The 16,106-nt window shown below is 71.8% G+C and carries 12 protein-coding genes; 5 read left to right on the forward strand and 7 right to left on the reverse strand.

Features of this window, described 5'->3' with window-relative positions; translation table 11 throughout:
- The first annotated feature begins 6 nt into the window (after window positions 1–6).
- Window positions 7–3,186 (forward strand): putative bifunctional diguanylate cyclase/phosphodiesterase, encoded by a 3,180-nt coding sequence (locus tag ACYP53_RS38540; RefSeq protein WP_459650814.1) that lies wholly within the window; start codon window positions 7–9, stop codon window positions 3,184–3,186.
- Window positions 3,187–3,252: 66 nt separating this feature from the next.
- On the opposite strand, the gene ACYP53_RS38545 is transcribed toward ACYP53_RS38540, so the two are convergent.
- Both ACYP53_RS38545 and ACYP53_RS38550 read right to left on the reverse strand, forming a co-directional pair.
- Window positions 3,253–3,489: a helix-turn-helix domain-containing protein gene (locus tag ACYP53_RS38545; RefSeq protein ID WP_189913979.1), complete on the reverse strand. Its 237-nt coding sequence runs from the start codon at window positions 3,487–3,489 to the stop codon at window positions 3,253–3,255.
- Window positions 3,490–3,635: 146 nt separating this feature from the next.
- Window positions 3,636–3,947, reverse strand: a complete 312-nt coding sequence (locus ACYP53_RS38550; RefSeq protein ID WP_189914124.1) for an ArsR/SmtB family transcription factor — start codon at window positions 3,945–3,947, stop codon at window positions 3,636–3,638.
- A gap of 127 nt (window positions 3,948–4,074) precedes the next feature.
- On the opposite strand from ACYP53_RS38550, the gene ACYP53_RS38555 reads away from it, so the two are divergent.
- Window positions 4,075–5,643 carry an MFS transporter gene (locus ACYP53_RS38555; protein ID WP_459650815.1) on the forward strand — a complete coding sequence of 523 codons (1,569 nt, stop codon included), beginning with the start codon at window positions 4,075–4,077 and terminating at the stop codon, window positions 5,641–5,643.
- A 529-nt stretch (window positions 5,644–6,172) separates the two neighbouring features.
- Complete coding sequence (locus tag ACYP53_RS38560) at window positions 6,173–7,663, forward strand: FAD-dependent monooxygenase (protein WP_459650816.1); 1,491 nt, start codon at window positions 6,173–6,175, stop codon at window positions 7,661–7,663.
- Between the two features lie 147 nt (window positions 7,664–7,810).
- On the opposite strand, the gene ACYP53_RS38565 is transcribed toward ACYP53_RS38560, so the two are convergent.
- From ACYP53_RS38565 to ACYP53_RS38580, 4 genes are all read right to left on the reverse strand, one after another.
- Complete coding sequence (locus tag ACYP53_RS38565) at window positions 7,811–9,019, reverse strand: cytochrome P450 (RefSeq protein ID WP_459650817.1); 1,209 nt, start codon at window positions 9,017–9,019, stop codon at window positions 7,811–7,813.
- 130 nt (window positions 9,020–9,149) lie between these two features.
- Window positions 9,150–9,806, reverse strand: coding sequence for an HAD family hydrolase (locus tag ACYP53_RS38570; protein ID WP_189913983.1), 657 nt, complete (start codon window positions 9,804–9,806; stop codon window positions 9,150–9,152).
- A gap of 99 nt (window positions 9,807–9,905) precedes the next feature.
- Window positions 9,906–10,922, reverse strand: coding sequence for a ScbA/BarX family gamma-butyrolactone biosynthesis protein (locus tag ACYP53_RS38575; RefSeq protein ID WP_229928320.1), 1,017 nt, complete (start codon window positions 10,920–10,922; stop codon window positions 9,906–9,908).
- A gap of 343 nt (window positions 10,923–11,265) precedes the next feature.
- Complete coding sequence (locus tag ACYP53_RS38580; protein WP_459650818.1) at window positions 11,266–13,071, reverse strand: alpha/beta fold hydrolase; 1,806 nt, start codon at window positions 13,069–13,071, stop codon at window positions 11,266–11,268.
- A gap of 286 nt (window positions 13,072–13,357) precedes the next feature.
- On the opposite strand from ACYP53_RS38580, the gene ACYP53_RS38585 reads away from it, so the two are divergent.
- Entirely contained in the window at window positions 13,358–13,885 is a 528-nt protein-coding gene (locus tag ACYP53_RS38585; protein ID WP_459650819.1) for a peptidylprolyl isomerase, read from the forward strand.
- 88 nt (window positions 13,886–13,973) lie between these two features.
- Here the strand turns inward: ACYP53_RS38585 and ACYP53_RS38590 are convergent, their stop codons facing one another.
- Entirely contained in the window at window positions 13,974–14,678 is a 705-nt protein-coding gene (locus tag ACYP53_RS38590) for a hypothetical protein (RefSeq protein WP_229928321.1), read from the reverse strand.
- Between the two features lie 204 nt (window positions 14,679–14,882).
- Between ACYP53_RS38590 and ACYP53_RS38595 the strand changes: the two genes are divergently transcribed.
- Window positions 14,883–15,839 (forward strand): phosphatidylinositol-specific phospholipase C, encoded by a 957-nt coding sequence (locus ACYP53_RS38595; RefSeq protein ID WP_189913986.1) that lies wholly within the window; start codon window positions 14,883–14,885, stop codon window positions 15,837–15,839.
- Window positions 15,840–16,106 lie beyond the last annotated feature (267 nt).

Raw genomic sequence — 16,106 nt, forward strand, 5'->3', positions numbered from 1 at the left:
AACTCGTTGACACGCCGGCGCCAACGCCTGATGGTCTGTTACCTGCTCTGGATGGTGCTGTTCACCGGCATCTACTACGCCAACCCCAGCCAGCGGATCATCTGGTGGACGGGCATCGGACTCGGTGGCGTCGCCGCCATCGCGCTCGGTGTCCGCCTCAACCGCCCCGCCCACGCGGGCTTCTGGTACGTGCTGGCGCTCGCCAACCTGAGCTTCACCACGGGCGAGGTGGTGCAGGCCGTCCAACTGGACATCCTGCACCTGCCCAACCCGTTCCCCTCCGTCGCGGACGGCTTCTACCTCGCCGAGTACGTGCTGTACGCGATCGGCGTGCTCGGCTTCATCCGCTGGCGCACGGCCCGTCAGGACCGCGCCGTCCTGCTCGACGCGCTCATCCCCACCATCGGCCTGGCCCTGCTCGCCTGGATCTACCTGATCCTCCCGTACACCCGCAGCCCCGACCTCACCTGGTTCCAGCGGGCCGTCTCGGTCGCCTACCCGCTCGGCGACGTGGTCGTCCTCGCCCTGCTGCTGCGCCTGCTGACCCCGCGCGGCGGCAAGTCCCGCTCCCTGCAGCTGCTCGCCGTCGGCACCCTCGGCCTGCTGGTCTCCGACGTGCTGTACGCGCTGATCCAGCTGCACGGCACCTGGCGCATCGGCACGCCCGTCGAACTCGGCTGGGCCGCGTTCTACGCCGCCTGGGGCGCCGCCGCGCTGCACCCGTCGATGGTCGAACTGACCAAGCCCGTCCCCACCCAGGAACCGGACCTCAGCACCGCCCGGCTGGTCCTGCTCACCCTCGCCTCGCTGATCGCCCCCGCGATCCTGATCATCGAGTCGGCGACCGGGAACACCGGCAACGCGGGCGTCATCGGCGCCTTCTCCGCGCTCCTCTACCTGCTCGTGCTCGCCCGGCTGGCCGTGGTCGTCTCCGCCCGCAGACAGGCCATCGCCCGGGAGCGGGCGCTGCGCGAGGCGGGCGCCCGGCTCACCGCCGCCGTCACCGTGGAGGAGGTCGCCGACGCCGTCCAGTCCGCCGCCTCCACCCTGATGCCCGCCGAACCCGGACACGTCGCCCTGCTCGCCGTCGCCGAGGCCGGCGTGCTGCACGTCCGGCACGCCGAGCACGGCGCGGCCAAGCACCGGCTGGGCACCGCCTCCGACTCCGACCAGGTGCTCGCCCTGGCCGGCTACCGGGAGAGCCGGCTGCTGCCCGTCCAGTCCGTCGACCTGCCCTCCGGCGAGCTGGCCGGGCACCTCGACGGCATGCCGTACGCCCTGATCTGCCCGCTCACCCTCGCCGAACGCCCCTCCGGCGATCCGCTGATCGGCGCGCTCATCGTCACCGGCACCGAGCAGGAGCTGGCCAGCCTCTGGAGCTCGCTGGAGATCCTCGGCGGGCAGGCCGCCCTCGCCGTCGAACGGGTGGTGCTGAGCCAGGAGGTCACCCGCCGCAACAGCGAGCTGTACTTCCGCACGCTCGTCCAGAACACCAGCGACGTCATCCTGATCCTCGACGCCGACGACCGCGTGCGCTACGCCTCCCCCTCCGCCGAGTCCGTGCTCGGCCGCCCCGGGCTGGAGGGCACCCCGCTCATCGACCTCGTCCCACCCGAGGACAGCCGAGAGGTCGGCCGGGTACTGGCCCGGATGCGCGGCAAAGCCTCCCCGGCCACCGGCGAGCAGCCCCGCGAACAGCCCAGGGAGCAGCCGCGCGAGCACTGGCGGCTGCTGCGCCCGGACCGCACCCCGATCGAGGCCGAGGTCCGCTTCAACGACCTGCGCGCCGACCCGACCGTCGGCGCCCTGGTGCTCACCCTGCGCGACGTCACGGCGCAGCGGCAGATGGAGCGCGAACTGACCCACCGGGCCTTCCACGACTCCCTCACCGGCCTCGCCAACCGGGTGCTGTTCCAGGACCGGGTCGGGCACGCGCTGTCCCGCGGCGAACGCAGCGGCTCCGTCACCGGGGTGCTCTTCATCGACCTGGACGACTTCAAGGTGGTCAACGACACCCAGGGGCACGCGGTCGGCGACGAACTGCTGGTCGCCGTCTCGCTGCGGATCTCCACCGCGCTGCGCTCCTCCGACACCGCCGCCCGGCTCGGCGGCGACGAGTTCGCCGTGCTGGTGGAGGACGCGACGCGGACCGCGGACGTGGACAGCATCGCGGACGGCGTGCTGGAGGTCTTCACCGAGCCGTTCAAGCTCAAGGCGGGCGCGGTCCGGGTGAGCGCCAGCATCGGCGTGGCGACCACCGACGACAGCGTCGACGCCGCCGAACTGCTCACCCACGCCGACCTCGCCCTGTACTCCGCCAAGGCGGCCGGCCGCCGCCAGTGGTGCCATTACCGGCCGGCCCTGCAGGCCGGGCTGGTGGAACGGCACGAGCTGAACGAGCACCTCGACTCGGCGATCGCGGAATCGGCGTTCCAGCTGTACTACCAGCCGATCGTCGACCTGCGAAACGGCGACCTGGTCGCCTTCGAGGCCCTGGTCCGCTGGCCGCACCACCGGCGCGGCATGGTCCTGCCCGACGAGTTCATCGCCCTCGCCGAGGAGAGCGGCCAGATCGTCCCGCTCGGCGCCTGGGTCCTCGAACGCGCCGCCCAGGAGGCCGCCGCCTGGCACGCGGCCAGCTCCGCCGCCCGCGCCGGCACCGGACGGCCCCCGCTCCGGGTCAACGTCAACGTCTCCGCCCGGCAGTTCCGCGACGCCGGCTTCGTCGACGTCGTCCGCCACGCCATCGCCCTCTCCGGCATCGACCCGCGCACCCTCGTCCTGGAACTCACCGAGTCCGTCCTGATGCGCCGCGACGACCGGATCCACGCCGACATGGCCACCCTCTCCGACCTCGGCGTCGGCATCGCCATCGACGACTTCGGGACCGGCTACTCCTCGCTCTCCTACCTCCGCGAGTTCCCGATCTCCCTGCTCAAGATCGACAAGTCCTTCATCGACGGCCTCGGCCACTCGACCCAGCAGTACGCCCTGGTCGAGGGCATCACCCGGATCGCCGACACCCTCGGCGTCCAGGTCATCGCCGAGGGCATCGAACACCCCGAGCAGCGTGACCTCCTCGCCGCCATGGGCTGCCCCCTCGGCCAGGGCTACCTCTTCGCCCACCCGATGGACGCCCCGCACGCCCGCACGCTGGTCCGCAACACCACGTACGAACCGGCCTGAGGCGGCACGCGGACGGGCTGGAGGCGGCGCGCCGACCGGGCTGGGACCGGACGGCGGTACCCCGGGTCACCAGTCCGCGCGCAGCGCCCGGGACAGCACGGTGAGCAGCGCCAGCGTCGGCATCGCGTGGCCGGCCTCGATGGTGCGCAGATGGGTCTCGGGGAGGCCGGACCGGGCGGCGAGCTCGGCCAGGGTGAGGCCGAGGGCGGCGCGGCGGTCGCGGACCGCGCGGGCCAGGGCGTCGGCCGGGTCGCCGTCGGGGTGGGCGGGGAAGTCCTCGATCAGGGGGCGGGCGTGGTCCACCGGGGTCTCCTCATCGTGCCGTGAGGGCGCACAGTTTGACACACCGTCACCGCGCCGGAGGCCAAGGGGAGGTCAAGGTTCCTTGACCTCCCCTTGGCGCCGGTGGGCCTTCCGGCATCCCTGCGGGAGTCGACCGTTCGCGCGGATCAGGGGTTCGCGCGGATCAGGTCGAGCAGGCCCGGGAAGCGCTTGTCCAGGTCCTCGCGGCGCAGGGTGGCCGCGCGGCTGTTGCCGCGGTCGACCTGGCGGACCAGCCCGGCCTCGCGCAGGACGCGGAAGTGGTGGGTGATCGTGGACTTGGAGACCGGGAGGTTGAAGGAGGCGCAGGTGCGCGCCGCCCCCTCGGCCTCCTGGAGCAGGGCGGAGACCACCCCGTAGCGCAGCGGATCGGCGAGCGCGTTCAGGACCGTGCGCAGGTCCATCTCCTCGGCCGAGGGGTGGCCTTCCGGGTCGGGCATCGGATCCTCCATCCACAGGCATCCTCAGGTATGGGTTGCATCGTACCTCGACCGCATGGCACGGTAAGGTTCGAAAAATTCCTTACCTGGCCGTTCCGCGGTCGGGCCGAGCCTGGAGTTGTGTCCCATGAGTACGCAGACCACGTCGTCTGCCACGCCACCAGTGGTGACGGAAGGGCAGCAGCCCGGCCGGACGCTGACCCTGGCCGCGGTCCTCCTCGCGGTGTTCGTCGTGCCCATGTCCATCTCCGGCACGGCGGTCGCCCTCCCCGACATCGGCACCAGCACCCACGCCGACCTCGCCCCGCTCCAGTGGGTCGTGAACGCCTTCAACGTGGCGTTCGCCTGCTTCACGCTGGTCTGGGGATCGATCGCCGACGTCATCGGCCGGGTCAAGGCCTTCGCCGCCGGTGTCGCCGTCTACGCCGTCGCCTCGCTCGCCAGCGCCGTCGCCACCGACGTCATCTGGCTGGACGCCGCCCGCGCCCTCACCGGCATCGGCGGCGCCGCGATCTTCTCCTGCGGCGCGGCCATCGTCTCCACCGTCTTCGAGGGCCCGGCCCGCGCCAAGGCCTTCGCGCTGTTCGGCACCATCGCCGGCATCGGCGTCGCCATCGGCCCCTCCCTCGCCGGCGCGCTCGTCCAGGGCCTCGGCTGGCGCTGGGTGTTCGCCGTGCACGCCGTCGCCCTCGCCGCCGTCCTGCTCGCGGTGCCCGCGATCTCCCGCGCCATGCCCTCCGACAGCGGCAGCGGCGGGCGCATCGACGTCCCCGGCAGCGCGCTGTTCGTGGTCGCCATGGTGCTGCTCACCACCGCCATCGTGCAAGGCTCCCAGTGGGGTTGGGGCAGCCTCGAGGTGATCGGCCTGTTCGTCGGCTCGATCGTCGTCCTGGCCGTCTTCGCCGCCGTCGAGAACCGCAGCGCCCACCCCATGCTGGACCTCAGCGTGCTGCGCAACCGCCGCTTCGTCGGCCTCTGCCTGGTGCCCGTCGCCGCCTCCTTCGGCTTCGTCACCATGCTCACCTACCTGCCCAGCTACCTGCACGCCGTCACCGGCCGCGACACCGGCGCCGCCGGCCTGCTGATGCTGCTGCTCACCGCCCCGGTGCTGGTCTTCCCGATGCTCGCCGCCAAGCTGGTCACCCGCGGCGTTCCGGCGCTCACCCTGATCTACATCAGCCTGGTCTGCCTGGTCGCCGGCGACCTCGCCCTCACCCTGCTCTCCCCCTCCGTCACCGTCCTGCTGCTGGCCGCCCCGATGCTGATCACCGGCGCCGGCATGGGCCTGTCGGCCGGCCTGGTCGACGGCCAGGCGCTGGAACTGGTCGACCCGGCCAAGGCCGGCATGGCGGCGGGCTTCCTCAACACGCTGCGCCTGGGCAGCGAGGCCGTCGCCGTCGCGGTGTACGGCTCCGCGCTGGCCACCGTGCTCCGCACCCGCATCGGCGACGGCATCGGCGCCCACGAGGGTGCCTCGCAGGCCGACAAGGTCGCCGACCAGGCCGCCGGCGGCGACCTCTCCGGCGCGGCCGACCTCTCCGGCGCCGTCGACCACAAGGGCTTCGTGGACTTCCTGGCCGACTCCTACGACTCCGCCTTCCACTCCGTCCTGTGGGGCCTCGCGGCCGTCGGCGTGGTGCTGTTCGTGGTGATCGCGGCCCTGCTGCGCGGCGGCGGACAGAAGGCCCAGGCCTGACCGCCTCCCCTTGACCACGGCCGCGAGGCCGTTCCGAGACGCGGGAGGGCGGCTTCCCCCGGGCCGCCCTCCCGCACCACCCCGCACCACCCGAAGCCGGGCCCGGCGCCGCGACCCCCGAGCGGCGCCGGGCCCTCACCCATGCGCCGCCCGCCATGAGCGCCGCTCATGGCGGGCGGGGGCCATGAGGGGAGCTCATGTGGCCCGGTTATGAGCCTCGCTCATGTGGCGGCAGGTATGAGCCTCACTCATGGGGACCGGCCATGAGCCCCGCTCATGAGGGCCGCTCATGAGGCGCCAGGCATGAGGCGCCAGGCATGAGCCCCGCTCATGTCGTCGCCCTCCGATGAGCGTCGCTCATCCGGTCAGCCCATGAGCCCCGCTCATGCGACCGCCCATTAGCCCCGCTCATGTGGCCCGGTCATGAGCCTCGCTCATGTGGCGGCAGACATGAGGCCCGCTCATACGAGCCCGCCCATGAGCCCCGCTCATGGCCCCGCGATTCCCACCCGGAAAGGACCCCGCACCAATGGACCCCGCCACCACCACCCGAGCCCAAGTCCTCGTCGTCGGGGGCGGCCCCGTGGGCATGCTCGTCGCCGCCGAGCTGGGCCACCACGACATCACGACCGTCGTCCTGGAGAGCAACCCGGAGACCGTCGACCAGCCCAAGGCCGGCACCCTGCACGCCCGTACCGTCCAGGGCCTGGCCCGCCGTGGTCACCTGCGCGCCCAGCAGGCCACCGGCAACGGCCTCGCCCGGCCGAACGCGGAGGCCTTCCACTTCGCGGGCCTGCCCGGCCTGGTCATCACCGCCCCCGGCACCGAGCCAACACCCATCTACGGCCGCTCCCAGGCGGACCTGGAGCGGGACTTCGAGGCCCGGGCCCGCGCCCGCGGCGTCACGGTCCTGCGCGGCCACACCGTCACCGACCTCGTCCAGGGCCCCGACACCGTCGAGGTGACCGCCGAGGGCCCGGACGGCGTACGGCGGTTCACGGCCGAGTACGTGGTCGGCGCGGACGGCGCCCGCAGCGCCGTCCGCGATCTGCTCGGCTTCGCGTCCGAGACCCACCCGGCGACCGTCTCCGCCCTGCTCGGCCTGGTCCGCCTCACCGACCCCTACCGGGTGCCCTCCGGCTGGAACCGCACCCCGCGCGGCTGGACCATCGCGGGCGTGAACCCGTACGGGCACAGCCGGTTCTTCACCATCGACTTCCGCGGCCCGCACCGCGACCGGCACGCCCCGCTCACCCTCGGCGAGTTGCGCGGCGAGGCCGAGCGCATCCTCGGCCACCCGGTGCCGATGACGGACCCGGTGTTCTTCTCCAAGTTCAACGACTTCTCCCGGGTGGTGTGCGACTACCGCAAGGGCCGGGTCTTCCTGGCCGGTGACGCCGCCCACGTGCACTTCCCGGTCGGCGGCCAGGGCCTCAACCTCGGCCTCCAGGACGCGCTCAACCTCACCTGGAAGCTCGCCCACACCCTGGCCGGCACGGCGGGCAAGGACCTGCTGGACACCTACGGCGAGGAGCGCCGCCCGGTCGCCCGCCGGGTGGTCGACAACACCCGAGCCCAACTCGCGCTGATGCGCCCCGATCCGGGTCTGGACCCGCTGCGCGACCTGGTCTCCGAACTGCTCGGCGTCGAGGGCGCCAACACCCACCTCGGCAACATGATCAGCGCCCAGGACACCGTCTACCCGGCCCGCACCTCGGACGGTTCGCCGTGGGAGGGGCACTTCCTGCCCAACCTCCCCCTCACCACCGCGGACGGTCCGACCGACGTGATCCGCCTGCTGCTGGACGGCCGCCCGGTGCTGCTCCTGCTCGGCGCCGACGAGGAGGCGCACCGCAAGCAGGCCGAGGGCTGGTCCCACCTGCTGCGCGTGGTCAGCGCCGAGGGCGACCGCAAGCTCCCGTGGGACGCCGTCCTGATCCGTCCGGACGGCTACGTCGCCTGGGCCTCGGACGGCGGACCGCTGGCGGGCACCCTGCGCGAGTGGTTCGGCGAGCCGTAACCGACCGCGCACCCAGCAACGCACCCCCGCGCGGCGACGCGCGAAGGGCGGGTACGGCTCCCCGTACCCGCCCTTCGCGCGTTGCCCATCCGGACTGGACCGGACCGGACCGGACCGGCGGCCGCTACCCGGCCGCCTCCGACTCCGCTACCACGTCACCGGCAGCGAGGTCGGCCGCCGCAGCACCGTCCCGATGTCCCACGGCACGTCGGCCGGCTCGACGGCCAGCGCCAGCGTCGGGAACTCCTGGGCCAGCCGGGTCAGCACGGTCACGATCTCCATCCGCGCGAGCGCCGCGCCCATGCAGTGGTGCATCCCGTACCCGAACTGCAGGTGCCGCTTGGCCGACTGGCGGTCGGGGTCGATCACCAGCGGGTCCGGGAACACCTCCGGGTCGCGGTTGGCCGCGAAGGCGTCCGGGTAGACGACGCTGCCCTCGGGCACCAGGCCGACGCTGGTCTCCAGGTCCCGGCCGGCGATCCGCGGGAAGGCGGAGATGGTGCCGAGCGGGATCAGCCGGATCAGCTCCTCGGCCAGCCGCGGCGCGATCTCCGGCTCATCGGCGAGCCGGCGCCACAGCGCCGGGGCGGCCAGCAGGGTGTAGAGCGACTTGGTGAGCACGGACACGATGTTCTGGTCCGCGCCGAGCAGCGAGCCGAAGAAGATGCCGGTCAGCTCGGCGTCGTCCAGGGCGGGTTCGGCCCGGTCCCGGTCGGCCCGGAACTGCTCGATCAGCCCGCCGGGCACCACCGGCCGGACACCGGTGACCAGGTCCTGGACGTAGCCGTAGACCCGGTAGAAGTGCTCGACGAGGTCGGGCACGTCCTCGTGCGAGGCGATCTGCACGATCCGCGAGGACGGCCGGAAGTGGTCCACGTCCTCCAGCGGCACGCCGAGGAAGTGGCAGTTGACGGTGATCGGCACCCGGTCGATCAAGTCGCTGAACAGGTCCGGGGATTCGGCCGCGCGCAGCCGTGCGATCCCCTCCTCGACGACCCGGTCGAGCACCGGGCGCAGCCGCTCCACGCCGTTGGCGCTGTAGTCGGCGGCGACGAAGCCGCGCACTCTGGCGTGGTGCGGGGCGTCCAGGTTGAGCAGCAGCTCCTTGGGCATCACCGTGGGCAGGAAGCTCGGGCCGCCGTCGACGTTGGTCTCGGTGCGCCCGGAGGCCGGGTCGGTGAGCAGCTTGTGGACGTCGGCGTAGCGGGTGAGGTGGACGGCGGGGTGTCCGCTGGGCAGTTCGATCAGCGGTACACCGTTGGGACCGGGCTCGGCCAGCGGGAGGAAGGCCGGGACGGGGTCCAGGTGCGGAATGTCCGTGACGTTGACGGTCGCGGACGGGACAACGGTGGTCATGCGTTCTCCGGTTGGACGTCGTTGCGAGGGAGTGCGGCCGGGGAGGGCCGGGGCGCGGTGAGGCGAGCGGTCAGGTGAGCACTCGGGTGAGCGGTCACGCGAACGCTCAGGTGAGCGCGCAGGTGAGCGGTCAGGTGAGCGCGGGCAGCCCGATCAGACCGGTCAGCTCCCGTACGGCCTGGGCGCTGTTGCGGAAGTGCACCGCGCGCCAGCCGCAGCGCCGGGCGGCGACGCAGTTCTCGGGGAGGTCGTCGATCAGCACGCACTCCTCTGCCTCCACCCCCGCCTGCTGCTCGGCGAGCCGGAAGATCTCCGGGTCGGGCTTGCGGTAGCCGACCTTGCAGGAGTCGACCACGCAGTCGACCTCGCCGGCGGGGGCCACGATGGCCTGCCAGTACGGCTCCCACTCCACGACGTTGTTGCTGAGGATGCCGACCCGGAAGCCGTGCTCCTTGGCGTGCCGCACGGTCGCGGCCATCACCGGGTTGACGTGCACGCCCTCGAACCACTGAGCGCCGAAGTGCTCGAAGCGGGCGCGGGACAGGTCGATCCCCGGGTCCTTGTCCCGCAGGGCGCGGACCATGGCCTCGCCCCACTCGGCCTCGGTGAGCATGGCGAGTTCGATGGGCGCGAGCGGCTCGACGCCGAGCTCGCCGGCGACCGTCCCGAGGGCGGTCTTCAGCTGGCGCGGGGTGATGCCGGTGCGGGCGTGGTACGAGTCGAACAGGTCGTCCAGCGGCGGCGAGAGCACACCGCCGAAGTCGAACCAGATCATGGGCTTGGACATGGCGGTGTCTCCTTGCGGTGCCGTGGTGCGGTGCCGTGGTGCCTTGGTGCGGTGGCGCGATGACGTTGCGTGCGCTGTGACGCGGGTCGTCCGGGCAGCTCAGGCACTGGCCGCGGCATAGGCGAAACGATTCTCCAGAGCCCCGGTGATGGGGCTGGTGCGCGCCAGGTGCACCCGGGCCCGGGCGATCCGCTCGTCCTCCTGCACCATGGAGATCTCGAACGCGACGGTGTCCGCGGCCGGCGACTCCACCACCCGCACGACGCAGTCGGTCGGCAGCTCGAACTCGCCGAAGCGGGTGAAGTCCGTCTCCACCTTGGCGAGCAGCAGGCTGCGCGGCGACAGCCCGAACAGCTCCTGCGCCGCGTACATCGCGGACTGCCGGAAGCCCTCGAAGATCAGGGCGCCCGGGATGTGGTCCAGCGGGTGGTCGAACAGCGCCGGGTTGCCCTGGTCTACGACGACCTGGGTGCGCAGCTCGTGGTCCCCCACCTCGACCCCCGCCAGCACGACGTTCTGCCCCGAGGCGCGGCCGACGGAGAGCGCGGGCATCCGGCGGCCGGTGTGGTGCGGCCGGGCCGGGGTCAGGGCGAGCGCGGCGCGACCCTTGTCACGCATCCGGTCCCAGGCGGCGCCCGGCATCCACTGGCAGGTGGTGCGCATGGTGGCGGCCACGCTGCCGTCCACCGAGAGGACCAGGTCGAGCGTGCTGCCGGTGACGACGCCGTCCCGGTGCTTGAGGCCGGCCTGGTGGGCCCGGATCTCGGCCTGGCCGGGGCGGGCGCCGATCCGCAGCGCCTCCGGGTCGGTGATGTCGAGCTCTCCGCCGACGAAGATGAACTTGTTGTCCAGCGGGGCGTCGAGGAAGGTGTGCGCGGCGTAGATCGACGCCTGGCGGAAGACCTCGACCAGCAGCAGCGGGTCGTACGCGGCGGGCGCGGTGACGTTGTCGCTGTAGTAGCTGTGCACCCGCGGCAGCTGCGCGGCGATGAGGTACTCGTCCTCGGCGACCCGGACGGAGTCGGTCAGGAAGACCTCGCAGATCGCGGCCCGGTGGACGGTGGCACGCGCGACGGTGTTCGAGTAGGTCAGAGTACCGTCGTGGATTGCGGACATGACTGAGCTTCCCCCTCTGTGCTCCTGCATGTAGGTACCCCTCCGATCGGAGGTGCGAGCGTGATCGTACCTCTGTTCGGAGCGAGGTTACTGTGGCGTAGGCCACGTGGAAGCGAACATGTGTGTTAAATGCCCGTGAGGGCTCCGTTGCGCCGATCACCCTGCTCACCAGGCCCCGCACGGGCGGTCGGCAGACGAAGCGGACATGCCGACGGCCCGCCGCACCACTGCGACGGGCCGCCGACGAACGGACGCGGACTCGGGCTCGGGCCCTGGCTCCGGCTCGGACCCCGGCTCCGAATCGGACTCGGACTCGGGCTCGGGCTCCGGTTCCGGCTCGGGCTCAGCCGAGCGGCAGCTCCAGGCGGGACTCGTTCCCGCCGGGCGAGCCGATGGTGGCGGTGCCCGCCTCCGCCGCGAAGGAGTACAGCTCGTCACGGCTGTTGACGACCAGCGCCAGCCGGTGGCCGACCGGCAGGTCGTACGCGGCGGGCTGGAGCTTCCACTCGACCGTGGCGTCCACGCCCGGGGTCAGGCCGAGCGCGGTGTACGGCTCGTGCGCGATGATGCGCGCGGTGCCGTCCGGGGCGACGTCGAACAGGTAGGCCACCAGGGTGACGTCCTCCCCCGTGCCGCGTACGGTCAGCCGGACCTCCGCGGCACCGCGGATCCGGCGGGCCACCTCACCCTGCCCGGTCAGCGGGTCGGTCGACCAGACCAGCAGCCTGGGACGCTCGAAGTCCGCCAGGACGTACGACTTGGGGTTGCCCGTCCACTCCTTCTGGCCCGTCCCCATCACCTCGTCCACCGCGGTGGCCGCCGTCAGCTCGCCGAGCTCGAAGCTCCGCTCCCAGCCGGCGGCCTGCTTGTCGGCCAGCGCGCCGTCCCCGTCACCGTTGGTGCCCGTCAGGTACCAGGTCTCGCCGCCGGTGGTGACGTCCGCCCACGACGCGTACGCCTCCCGGTGGGCGGGCTCGGTGATCCGCTTGCCGCCGCCCAGCACCGGCTTGGTCTTGTAGGTGAACATGACCTGGTTCTCCACCGCCTTCCAGTTCGGCACGTCGTTGGCGGCGCCCAGCAGGTGGTGGTCCAGGAACTCGTAGGCCTCCTGCATCGGCACCCGCAGGCCGGGGAACGGCAGCGTGGTCAGCAGGCCCGACAGGCCCGGGCCCTCGGGCGCGCCGTGGTCGCCGATCCACAGGTTGAGGCGCTTCGGCACGTCGAGCTCGGTGAAGAGGTCGACCACGGGGGCCGCCGGGAAGAGGGTCTCGTGCCAGGTGTTCGAGATGAAGGTCGGGATGCCCCGGCGGTTGGTCTCGCGGACGTAGGTCTCCGGGGACCGCTCGGTGCCCCAGGCGACCACGTCGTCCAGGTCGCGGTTCTCCGCGAACTTGTCGAGGATCTCCCGGGTCTCCTGGTCGAACTTCTCCTCCTTCGGGCCGCCGGTGAAGCCGATCAGCAGCTCGACGGCCTTCGTGTGCCGGGTGTTGTTGGCGTAGAGGCTGGTGGCCAGGTTGCCCCAGGTGCTCAGCGCGACCACGGCGTCGACCCGGTCGTCCTCGTCGTGCGCGGCGACCAGCTGGCTGATCCCGGAGCCGTAGGACTCGCCCAGGAACCCGATCTTGCTCGGGTTGAACTCCCGCTGCACGTAGTCGATCACCACCGAGCCGTCGGACCAGTCGTTCGGCCCGGCGACGTCGACGTAGCCCTCCGAGGTGGACGGCCAGCCCGGGTAGCCCAGACCCCGGGGGGTGTAGGCCAGGACGTGGTACCCGCGAAGCGCCAGTGTGAGGTACGCGTACACGAAGGGCAGCCAGCCGACCGGACTCCAGCCGGCGGGCAGGATCACGACCGGGTGCTGCTCCTCGCCCTTCAGCTTGATGGAGAACGCCGACAGGCCGATGTCGTCCGCCGCGAGGATCGTCGGTGTGTCGATCGCGGCGATCCGCAGCACCCGGGCGACCAGATCGGCCAGCTCCGGCGGGAGTTGCACTCCCTCCCGCCCCTGGAGGGCCTCCGCCAGACCCCTGCCGAGATCGACGGCGGCCGGGTTGACGGTGGCGTCGGAACGCCATAGCCCGTTGTCGGCGATGTCGGCGAGTGTCGCTTCGGTGATCGAAGGGATCTGGCCCGGGTTCTGGTCGGTCATGTGGAACCACCCTCTCGTGAACGGATACCGAAGCCCTTCTTGGCCGGATGGGACGTAGCCAAACTGATGATCAATCAGCTTCGCTCGAACGGGTGGACCGGCGGACGACCCCGGCCGTCGGCCCCCGTGCCGTGTTAAGGACGCGCCCCCGCTGCCGCGTGTCACCCGTACATCACTCGTGCGGGTGAGATGCCGTGCGGTCGCCCCGGATTCGTCCACCCCGATCGGAAGACTGGCCGCGCCAGCAGGACCGACAGGACCGCTAGGACCGACCGAAGGATGTGCCATGGCAGACGAGCTGTACGCGACCCTGAAGACCGACCAGGGCGACATCGTGATCCGGCTGCTCCCGAATCACGCCCCGAAGACCGTCAAGAACTTCGTGGAACTCGCCACGGGCGAGCGCCAGTGGATCGACCCCAACACCGGGCAGCCGAGCGACGACAAGCTGTACGACGGCACGGTCTTCCACCGGGTCATCGAGGGCTTCATGATCCAGGGCGGCGACCCCCTGGGCAACGGCACCGGCGGCCCCGGCTACAAGTTCGCCGACGAGTTCCACCCGGACCTGGCCTTCACCAAGCCCTACCTGCTGGCCATGGCCAACTCCGGGCCGGGCACCAACGGCTCCCAGTTCTTCGTCACCGTCGGGCCGACCACCTGGCTCACCGGCAAGCACACCATCTTCGGCGAGGTCGCCGACGAGGCGAGCCGGCGGGTCGTCGACGCCATCGCCACGACCGAGACCAACCCGCGCACCGACCGCCCGGTGAAGGACGTGGTCATCGAGTCGGTCGTCATCGAGACCCGCTGACCGGGCCGGGAACCGCCGGTGGATCGGGGAGTGGGAGGTCGGCTCCGTCGACTTCCCACTCCCCAGCCCACTCCCCGGCCCACTCCCGCTACTCGACGACCGGCCGCGCGAGCGTCAGCCCCGTCCACCGCTCCAGCTCCGCCGCGTGGCTGCCGTCCGCCGTCGCCCGGGCCACCGCCGCGACGTCCTCCGGCGCCGGCCCGCCCCCACGGGCCAGCAGCACCAGCGGCCACACCGGCGCGCCCGGCCCCGCACCGTCGAACGCGTGCCAGTCCCAGGCCGCGTCGAACCGCCAGGCGCGCCCGTCCCGGTCGGCGACCTCGTCCCCCGGCTCCAGGAACGCGTACGGACGGAACACCAGCTCGATGCCGATCGGCTCACCGCCGGCCGGATCGAACGCGTAACACTGCTCCTCGAGTTCGGGATCGTACGTCTCTCCCTGCGGCAACACGTCGAGGTAGCACGCCGGCCGCGGCAGCATGCCGGTGACCAGCGGCGGGTCGTAGTACTCGACCGACTGGACGTGCACCACCGTCGGGGGGATCCCCACCCGACAGCTGTCCCCCGGCTTCAGCAGCGTCTCCGCCGGCTCCGTCCGGAAGGCCTCCCACTCACGGGCGCCAGGCAGCGGAAGCGCCCGGTCGCCGTCCCACCGGATGTGCGTGGCTTCCCGGTCCACCTCCAGCCACGGCCACGGCACGCAGACGTAGGAGCGGTACACCTCGTTGACCGTGGTCTCGGCGAACGGGCACTCCAGCCGCAGGACGTCGCCGGGGCGGTACTCATGACTCATGCCCGGCATTCTGCCTGCCCGCACCGACATGCCCGCCGCCCAGGCGACCACTGGCGTCCGCCCTCGACCGTGGACGAGCCCCGGTGGGACCCTGGCCGGAAGACGCCCCTCGCCCCTCACGCGGTGAACCCGCCGACCGCGAGGCGGCGTTCGCAGCAGAGACAGCGCACGTCCCGGTCCATCGAAGGCCTAAGGAGCCACGCCATGGGCATCGCACGTCGTGATCTTCTCAAGTGGGGCGCGGGGGTCGGCGGAGCAGCCGCCCTGGGCAGCGGACTCGTCCTGCCGTCCACCGCCTCGGCGGCCGCGCGGACCACCCCGCGCGGACTGCCGACCGACAACTGGATGCGCTACATCAAGGACGGCGTCCCCCTGCTCGACCTCACCATCCCCGGCACCCACGACTCGTGCTGCGAGAACCCCGACTACGGCACCGAGTGGTCGCACACCCAGAACTGGGGCATCACCCAGCAGTTGCAGGAAGGCGTCCGCTTCCTCGACATCCGCTGCAACGGCCTGCAGGGCGCGCCCGACGAACTCGGGATCTACCACTCCGACAACTACCAGCACATCCGGCTCCAGGACGTGCTCAACCAGTGCCGGTCCTTCCTCCAGGGGCACTCCGGCGAGACCATCGTGATGCGCCTCCGGAACGAGCGGGCGGGCGGACAGGCGCTCGGCGACGACGAGTTCATGCGGCGGGTCAACCACTACTTCAACGAGCTCGGCTTCCGGAGCCTCTTCCACTTCTACGGCTGGCCCACCATCACCGCCGCCCGCGGCAAGGTCGTCCTGCTCGCCGACTTCGCCAACCCGTGGGGCCTGATCAACTGGTCCAGCGGCCAGAACGAGTACATGGACACCCAGGACGTCTGGGAGATCGGCGGCAGCGACCCGCTGGGCAAGAAGGGCCAGTACATCGTCAGCCAGTTCGACAAGGCCTTCCTCAACCCGAGCTCCTCGAAGATGTTCGTCAACTTCCTCAGCTACGCCGGTGGTTACTGGCCCAAGCGCAGCTCGCAGGACCTGATGGACCACGCGATCTACCCGTACCTGAACGCCCGCACCCAGCAGCGCGCCCGGTTCGGCATCGTGCCGATGGACTTCCCGGACTTCCACGTCAACGTGCTGCAGATGCTGATCGACAAGAACTTCGTGTAACCGGCTCCGCTCCCGGTTCACGGTCTGCTCGTGCCACGCCTGCGTCCGCGTGCTCGGTCCCCTCCCCGGCGGAGGGGGCCGAGCCCTCGGCGCTCCCCGCGCATCAGCCCGTGGATGTAAACCCCTGGGCCAATGCGGGGCGACGGAGGATCAATCGGTGGGCCGATGCCGCCCGCCCGCGGCGCGTGACAGCGTTCCTCACATGGACACCACGCCGATCGCACGCCGCACCGGAAGCCGTGTCGGAACCCCCGCCCGAGGTCGCCG

The organism is Kitasatospora sp. Ki12 (assembly GCF_054601375.1).